General features: G+C 34.1%; 9 protein-coding genes. 5 read left to right on the plus strand and 4 right to left on the minus strand.

Features of this window, described 5'->3' with window-relative positions; translation table 11 throughout:
- Positions 1–101: 101 nt before the first annotated feature.
- The 3 genes from BBG48_RS10155 to BBG48_RS10165 form a co-directional block, all read right to left on the minus strand.
- Positions 102–1,133, minus strand: coding sequence for a V-type ATPase subunit (locus BBG48_RS10155; RefSeq protein WP_068911818.1), 1,032 nt, complete (start codon positions 1,131–1,133; stop codon positions 102–104).
- The gene (locus tag BBG48_RS10160; protein ID WP_068911819.1) at positions 1,134–1,448 is read right to left on the minus strand and encodes a hypothetical protein; all 315 of its coding nucleotides are present in this window, start codon (positions 1,446–1,448) and stop codon (positions 1,134–1,136) included. It abuts the gene before it with no gap.
- 317 nt (positions 1,449–1,765) lie between these two features.
- Positions 1,766–2,545 (minus strand): SDR family NAD(P)-dependent oxidoreductase, encoded by a 780-nt coding sequence (locus tag BBG48_RS10165; RefSeq protein WP_068911821.1) that lies wholly within the window; start codon positions 2,543–2,545, stop codon positions 1,766–1,768.
- Between the two features lie 287 nt (positions 2,546–2,832).
- On the opposite strand from BBG48_RS10165, the gene BBG48_RS10170 reads away from it, so the two are divergent.
- Genes BBG48_RS10170 through phoU form a run of 5 tightly spaced genes read left to right on the plus strand, consistent with a single transcriptional unit; the run spans position 2,833 to position 7,266 of the window.
- The gene (locus tag BBG48_RS10170) at positions 2,833–3,957 is read left to right on the plus strand and encodes an MGDG synthase family glycosyltransferase (RefSeq protein ID WP_068911823.1); all 1,125 of its coding nucleotides are present in this window, start codon (positions 2,833–2,835) and stop codon (positions 3,955–3,957) included.
- Between the two features lie 23 nt (positions 3,958–3,980).
- Positions 3,981–4,895, plus strand: a complete 915-nt coding sequence (gene pstC, locus BBG48_RS10175) for a phosphate ABC transporter permease subunit PstC (protein WP_330410382.1) — start codon at positions 3,981–3,983, stop codon at positions 4,893–4,895.
- Between the two features lies 1 nt (position 4,896).
- Positions 4,897–5,775, plus strand: coding sequence for a phosphate ABC transporter permease PstA (gene pstA, locus BBG48_RS10180; protein ID WP_068911824.1), 879 nt, complete (start codon positions 4,897–4,899; stop codon positions 5,773–5,775).
- Positions 5,775–6,527, plus strand: coding sequence for a phosphate ABC transporter ATP-binding protein PstB (gene pstB / locus BBG48_RS10185; RefSeq protein WP_068911826.1), 753 nt, complete (start codon positions 5,775–5,777; stop codon positions 6,525–6,527). The genes pstA and pstB overlap by 1 nt, the downstream gene beginning before the upstream one ends.
- A gap of 1 nt (position 6,528) precedes the next feature.
- Positions 6,529–7,266, plus strand: coding sequence for a phosphate signaling complex protein PhoU (gene phoU, locus BBG48_RS10190; RefSeq protein WP_068911828.1), 738 nt, complete (start codon positions 6,529–6,531; stop codon positions 7,264–7,266).
- 69 nt (positions 7,267–7,335) lie between these two features.
- On the opposite strand, the gene BBG48_RS10195 is transcribed toward phoU, so the two are convergent.
- Positions 7,336–8,423, minus strand: a 1,088-nt coding sequence (locus tag BBG48_RS10195; RefSeq protein WP_147292849.1) for a Na/Pi cotransporter family protein, incomplete at its 5' end; no start/stop codon positions are given.

Consider the following 8,423-nt stretch of genomic DNA (forward strand, 5'->3'; position numbering starts at 1 on the left):
ATTTAATATAATGCGTTCAAGAATATCATGAGCATCCTTTTTTAAGGCAATAAGGCTCATCATCTTCATTTTTTCGACTGCCACAATTTTCCTCCTTTCGACTAAGCCATTTTGACAAGATATTTTTCCGTCTCTTCCTTGCTTAGTCCATATTTTTGAGACTCTCCAATCCTAATGAGGTTTTTGTTTTGTATTATCATACTCACATAGAATTTTAAAAACATACCTATATTATTTTCATAGTTTCCAATACCCTTTAGCGACTTTTCGTACATATATAGGAAAGAAAATTTTACAGTTCTGTCATTAGAGTCAATATCATAAAAGATGTCATCAAGCTTATATTTTTTTATAAGCTGTATAAATTCTTCTATAGAGCCTGCATATACTAAATCTTTTAAGACTTGACCTCTTACTTTTCTACCAAATCTAAAGCTGTAGTTGTATATTTCTTCAGGTAGCATTTTATAATATTTTTTCGCCCTGTAAATCCATTTGACATTGAATATATCAATTTTACTGGTGACGTAATCGGATAAAGCTTTTGAGCTTTTACCGCTAAATGTCGATATGGCATCGTTTAAAGCTGAAAAATATGCACTGTCAAGTCGCATTTCTGTATGAAACTGTAATGTTTTGGTATCTTCATCAGTTAAGCCGACAAATACTCTTTTGTATGATGTCGTAGATAAATACTCAACAGCTTGTCTTATCGACTCGCTGGCTAACAACTGGTCATAGCTGAGCTTTTGCTCATTTTCATACAAAAGCAGGTCTTTGTCCTTGTCAATCGTCTCATTTTGCGAAAGTGCTCTAAGTATTAATTTTACGTCCTCAAATTCATATTTTAAAAGCATTGCGTCAACCAATCTCTTGTCATTACCGCTAAAATGATGACGTAATTTCAAAAGGACATTTGCCTCTGATTGTAGTATAAAGGTTTCAATGCTACGTCTTAGTACAGACTCACCTAATAACATTTCTATCTTATCCTTGTATATAGGATTAGGCTTTAGATAGTCTATGATACTTGACCTCTCACCAAAACTAATGATTTTATCATAATCTGTTTTGTCAAATATTCCTCTTTTGAGGTCGGAAACTTTTGCATTTATTGCATAAAAATCTCCCATTTAGTCACCGCTTTCTAGGACAAATTTGCTCATTTTTTCTAATAAATCCGCTTTTTGAGCCTTGTACTCTTTTCCCATTTCCTCAGCCTTGTTTTCAAAATCAACCAGCTTTGCTCTTTCAGTTTTTTCTAACTCTTTAAGCTGATTTTCAAAATCTTGTTTTAGATTTTCTATTTGAGTTTTATATTTATCTTCTATGTCCGACAGTTTTTTTTCATTTTCTTTTTGTAAGGTGATTTTTTGTGAAGAAACTTCGTCAGAATAATGCTTAGCCTCTTCGTCCAAATCTAAAATTTTCTTAATAAATCCTTCCATACACCACACCTCCTACATGAACTACATTAACACATTTTTAGTTTATTTTCAATCGTAAGAAACTTATAATGTTTCAATGAAAAAAAGCACCATACCGGTGCTAAAAATCTCTACATCGCATCTTGAATAACTTTATTATAAATATAATAAAAAAGCAGTTTCATAATTAATTGTTCATAAAATCCACTAACATTAATGTAGTAATACTTTCTTTAATTATTTTATTTTGAATTCAATTATTCATATCCCAAAGTATACAACTATATTTTGAGTATGTCAATCATATTTAAGATATATTTTTTATTAAATAAACTTATTTATCTATAAAAGCTTTTTGATAAAAAGGCAAAAAATATTTTTTTATATGAACAGGTTGCTAAATATAATAGTTTCACTGCAAGTCCGGTATTTACTACTATTTTTTTCTTGTCTACAGCTTTTATAGATTTTTCAGCCACATATTGCGGGGATTTAAATATTACCTTTGCAAATTTAGAAAATTCTGCGTTATTCTTATCATTTGCCTTGAAAAAGTTTGTATCCACCGGTCCAGGGCAAACTGCTGTTACACCAATACCATATTCTTTAAGCTCATTATGAAGTGCTATGCTAAGGCTTAGTACAAACGATTTTGTAGCAGCGTAGACTGCAAATTTCGGTTGTGGCACATATGCCGCTGCAGATGCAATCTGCACTACATTTGAACCCCTTGTCATATACGGCAAGCAAATGTGCGTTAGCTTAAATAATGCCTTGCAGTTTAGGTCTATCATTTCGGCTTGTCTGTCCATATCCATGTCTATTACATTACCTGATATGCCAAAGCCACTTGAGTTTACAAGAATTTTGACATTGTCCTTTTCACTGGCTAGTCTTTTTTGAATATTTGTAAAGCTGTCGTCCTTGGTTAAATCAAGGGGTATTACTTTAGGCTCTACAGTGGTTTCTAATTTTATCACTTTAGCTGTCTCATTTAATTTTTCTTTCGACCTTGCAATCAGCCATATTTCATCAATTGCTACTTTTTTTGATATTTGCAGTGCAAACTCTTTTCCCATTCCTGAGGACGCTCCTGTAACTATCGCAATATTTTTCATACGTCACCTACTGTTTCTTTCATATAATTTTATTTAATTATACCCTTTTATAAATTTATTTATCTTTTATTGTACGGCTTAATTTACAAGTGGCATATAAAGAAATAAATTTTACATATATTTAACAAATTATGTAGTAAGATTTTACATTCATGTCATAAAATATTTAAGATATTTGATAAGAGGTTTTCAAGTATTAATAAATTTATTTTAATTTTCTTATTCTCTTGTTATAATAGGATTAATATTTTGAATGTATTAATTTAAAAAATACTAGAGGTTATAAAATGAAGGTACTTGTGCTTAACAATAAAGTGGGAGGCGGTCACACCTCCACTGCTAAGGCTATAGTAGAAGAGCTTGAAAAAAATCCATCTGTTGAAATAAGGGTGCTTGACTCTGTCGAATATATATCACCACTGCTACAAAAAAGTATTTCCAAAGGATATATTCTTTCTACGTCCAAATTGCCCGTCTTATATGCCGGACAATATCGTTACAACGAAATAATGGATAAGACAGAAAAAAAAGATGCAGGCTTGCACGTTGTAAATGAGCTGATAGCTAAAAAGCTTTTGACTTATTTTAAAGAAGATTTTTATCCTGATATAGTTATTTGCACTCACATCTTTTCAGGTGAAATCATAAATCTTATGTTGGAAAAAGAAATGATAGATGTTGTAGCCATTGGTATAGTTACAGATTTTACTATACACCCTCACTGGTGCAGACTATCTCATTTTTCTTATTTTGTTACAGCGGGAGAGCTTTTGACATATCAAGCTGTAAAAAAAGGCATTGACAAAAGTAAAATATTACCTTTTGGTATACCTGTAGGCAGTGAATTTACCGAATACATCGACAAAGCTGCCGCCAAGCAATCCATAGGTATAAACTCGTCAAAAAAGGTGCTACTGCTCATGTTCGGCTCAATGGGCTATGGCAATATCGGCAGGTGCGTTAAAGAGACAGATGACATTGAAGATGATTTTATAATGCTGATTGTCTGCGGAAATAACAAAAAAATCAGAGCTAAGCTGATTGAACAGCAAAGTGAATTTAAGCACGATTCTATAATCTACGGTTTTGTGCATGACATAGATGTGATGATGAGTGCCAGTGATGTAATAATTACCAAGCCGGGAGGCTTATCCACTTGTGAGGCTCTATGTAAAGAGCTGCCCATGATACTTATAAATCCAATTCCCGGTCAAGAAACTAGAAATCTAACTTTCCTTACTAATAACGGGATAGCCTACTACGCTGACGAAATTACTCCAATCGATGAATTATACTATCAAATGTTTTATAGTGAACAAAAGTATGAAAACTTAATGAGAAATATCAAGCTCATTAAAAAACCTGAGGCAGCAAAAGAGCTAAGCGAATTTATTTTAAGTCTCAAAAGCTAGAGATATCTTTTTAAGGAGGTAGAATGTCAATTTTAATTGTAGTCCTCTCAATAATAGCTACAGGTGTCTTTGTATTTACCAAAAGTACAGATGCTCAAAGAGAAACGATAATGAAATATATATTTTTAGTTTCTGCTTTTGTAGCAGTATTATCAACCGGACTAATTTGTTTCTTTCTATTTTTACAGTCCATACCAGCCATAAACGAAATTGGTTTTATTAATTTTTTATTAGGGCGTGAGTGGAGACCTCAAGATGCGCCCCCATCATTCGGTATAGCTCCAATGGTTATAGGAAGTATGCTGGTAACTTTCGGTGCAGCTTTACTTGGAGTGCCAATAGCAATCCTAACTGCAATATATATGGATAAATTCTGTCCGAAAAAGCTCTACAAATATCTTAGAACTGCTATAGAGCTATTAGCAGGTATTCCATCTATCGTATATGGATTTTTTGGCATGGTACTTCTTGTGCCAGCTATTAGAGAGTTATTGGGTGCAAAAGGACCTAATATTATTTCAGCATCTATATTACTTGCCATCATGATTTTACCTACTATAACAAGTATATCGGAGGTTTCAATAAAATCAGTACCTTCACAATATTATGAGGGTTCGCTCGCTCTTGGAGCATCTCACGAAAGAAGTGTATTTTTTGTAGTAGTGCCTGCTGCAAAATCAGGGGTTTTAGCTGGAATAATCCTTGGTATAGGCAGAGCTATCGGCGAAACCATGGCTGTAATAATGGTAGCCGGCAACCAGCCTGCCATGCCAAAAAGCTTGTTATCCGGAGTAAGGACTCTTACTGCTAACATAGTTATTGAGATGGGTTACGCCGCCGGTTTACATAGACAAGCACTTATTGCAACCGGTGCTGTACTTTTCGTCTTTATATTGATTATTAACCTTTCTTTTATATATTTGACGAAGAGGGCATAGCATGGAAAAAAATAATTTATACATTCATAATTCCAAAGATTTAACTATTAAAAAATCTGACCCTTTATCAAAATTTTTAAATATATTAGTGCATATTTCAGCTGCAATCACCTTTTGTGTGCTTATATTTTTAATCGGCTATATACTTGTAAACGGAGTACCTAACCTTTCAGCCGATTTATTCTCTATTCATTACAATTCCACAAATGTGTCACTGTTACCTGCCACATTTAACACATTGGTTATAATAGTAATAAGCTTGGCAATTGCAGTGCCGATAGGTATTTTTTCAGCAATATTTCTTGTAGAATATGCTAAAAAAGGTGATAAAACTGTAGCACTTATCAGACTTATGACAGAAACTTTATCAGGTATACCGTCAATAATATACGGACTGTTTGGTATGATTTTTTTTGTAACCACTCTTCGCATGGGTTACTCAATACTTGCCGGTTCACTCACCTTGTCAATAATGATATTGCCTCTGATAATCAGAACTACACAAGAGGCACTAAAGGCAGTGCCTGACTCTCTTAGAGAAGGCAGCTTTGGACTTGGAGCAGGAAAGCTAAGGACTATCTCAAAGGTTGTACTTCCGTCTTGTCTACCCGCAATATTATCCGGAGTAATCTTAGCAATCGGCAGGATTGTCGGTGAGTCCGCTGCATTAATATTTACAGCCGGCTCAGTTGCAGATTTTCCTAATGACTTATTTTCTCCCGGCAGGACACTTGCAGTACATATGTACGCAATATCTACAGAAGGCTTTCACATGGACAAAGCCTATGCTACCGCTGTAGTCTTACTGGTGATTGTGCTATTTATCAATTTTGTGTCCACTAAGATAGCAAAAAATTTAGAAAATGGAGGTACTAATTAGTGAATAGCAAGTTTGACGTAAAAGATTTAAATCTTTGGTATTCAGATTTCCATGCACTAAAGGGGATAAGTATGCAAATACCAAAAAACGGTATAACCGCATTTATTGGTCCTTCTGGTTGCGGTAAATCAACCTTTTTAAAATGTCTAAACCGTATGAACGACTTAATTGAGGGTTGTAAAATTAAAGGCGAAATACTTTTAGATTCTCAAGATATATACGCAAATATAGACGTAAACAAGCTAAGAAAAAGAGTTGGTATGGTTTTTCAAAAGCCAAACCCATTTCCTATGTCCGTATATGACAACATCGCCTATGGACCTAGGACGCATGGCATAAAAAACAAGACTGAATTAGATGAAATTGTAGAAAATGCACTTCAAAATGCTGCTATATGGGACGAAGTTAAAGACAGGCTAAAAAAATCCGCCCTAGCCTTATCAGGCGGACAGCAGCAAAGAATTTGTATAGCTAGAGCATTAGCTGTTGAGCCTGATGTCATTCTTATGGATGAGCCTACATCTGCCCTTGACCCAATTTCAACATTAAAAATAGAAGAACTTGCTGAAAGCCTTAAAAACAATTATACTATCGTAATGGTAACCCATAATATGCAGCAGGCAAGCAGAATTTCTGATATGACAGCCTTTTTCTTGCTTGGTGAATTGATTGAATATAGTGATACAAAAACTTTATTTTCTGTTCCTGCCAACAAAAAAACAGAGGATTACATTACAGGAAGGTTCGGTTAAAATGAGAAAAACATTCGATGCTCAGTTAGAGGATTTAAATGTGCTACTTATAGAAATGGGGGCACAAATAGAATTGGCACTCAAAGGCTGCATAGAGGCATTAATTGATAGAGATGCTGAAAAAGCTAAAGAAGTAGTGGAGATTGAAAAATTAACAGACATGAAGGAAAGAGAAATAGAGGATCACTGCTACAGATTAATCCTACAGCAACAGCCTGTAGCAAGAGATTTAAGGACAATTTCTTCCGCACTTAAAATTATCACCGACATGGAAAGAATAGGCGACCAAGCGGCAGATATCGCCACCTTGACCTTAAAGACTAAAAGCAAAATGATAGATAAGGATTTTGCCGACCTCAAAAAAATGGCAGAAGAAACCTCAAAAATGATTACAGCTGCCATTGACTCCTTTGTGCAAAAAAATGAAGAAAAAGCAAGAACAGTAATTGACAACGATGATATAGTGGATAATTTATTTGAGCTTGTCAGAGAAGATACAGTCAAATACATTCAATCAGATAAAGCTAAGGCTGAAAAAGCTCTTAACTATTTCATGATTGCAAAATATCTTGAACGCATAGGCGACCACGCTACTAATATCGCAGAGTGGGTTATATACGCAATTACCGGACACCATGCAATAGAATTTCCGACTGAGCTGACTGAGGCTGCAAGAGAAGAAAAGCTAAGAGCAAAAGAGCAAGAAATGTTTAATGAAATTCTTGGTGAAAAAAAATAATCGGACATAAAAACAGAGGAATTGATAATTTCCAATCCTCTGTTTTTTTACATTTTTTATTAATTTTTACTACACTAATAATTTCCCTGCATTTGTAAGATATGAATTTATTCTCTCCAGTGCGATTAACATTTTTTCATAGGATACTGATGTGTTTAGCATACAAGCACCGGATTTCATTCTTTCCAAATGTGCACTTCTTATGCTTTCATTCAATCTTATATTATCTTTATACGCCTTTTGAATAAAGTATATTTTGTCTGCTTGAGTTTCATTTCCTTGGATAGTTTCATAAATTTGGTGCAAGGCAGTGTGTATTTTATCAATTTCCTGTGTGCATTCTATAGAAAAGCTGCCATCTTCCTTGGCAATCAGATAATATTCTTCATAGAAATTTTTTATGTGGTCGCCCATTCTTTCAAGGTCTCTTGATATTCTTAAATAATCTGTGTACTTTTCAGACAAATCAGGGTCTTTCGCCAGCGGTAAGTTTTCTATGATTGTACTTGATATGGCATCGTTTAAGTAATTTATTACATCTTCATTGTCATAGAGTTCTTCTCTTGTTTCGTCATCAATTTTGTAAAAGTCATTCATTACTAAATCTAAGTTTTTTTCTGTAAGTCCAAGCATACGCAAGGTTTCAGCTCTCACGTCTGTAAAAAGTGCTATTGGTGATTTTTTATGTGCCAAATTTATATATTTTAGTGCTTTACTTTCTCTAAATTTATCTTCTCCTGTGATAATTTTTGAAGATAGCTTTACTAGTGAATTAGCAAATGGAAATAGCAATATTGTACTTCCCACATTGAAAAATGTGTGCATATTTGCTATCTTGGCAGCCGGAGATGCTCCCATTATTTTGTCTACGTTTTGTGTAATTGGCAAAATTAGGGTTAGTATCAAGAATATTAGTGTACCGATTACATTAAACAATATGTGTACTGTTGCAGTTCTTTTTGCATTTTTAGATGTGCCTATTGATGAAAGCAGTGAGGTTACACAAGTGCCTATATTAAAACCGCATACTATATACATTGAGCCTGCAACGGTTATTAGTCCTTGATTGGCAATTATTTGCAGTATACCTATTGATGCGGACGATGATTGAATTATGCCTGTAATTGTAACCCCTGCCAAAATGCCTAGTATTGGAT

The organism is Criibacterium bergeronii (assembly GCF_001693775.2).
Classification (GTDB): Bacteria; Bacillota; Clostridia; order Peptostreptococcales; family Filifactoraceae; genus Peptoanaerobacter; species Peptoanaerobacter bergeronii.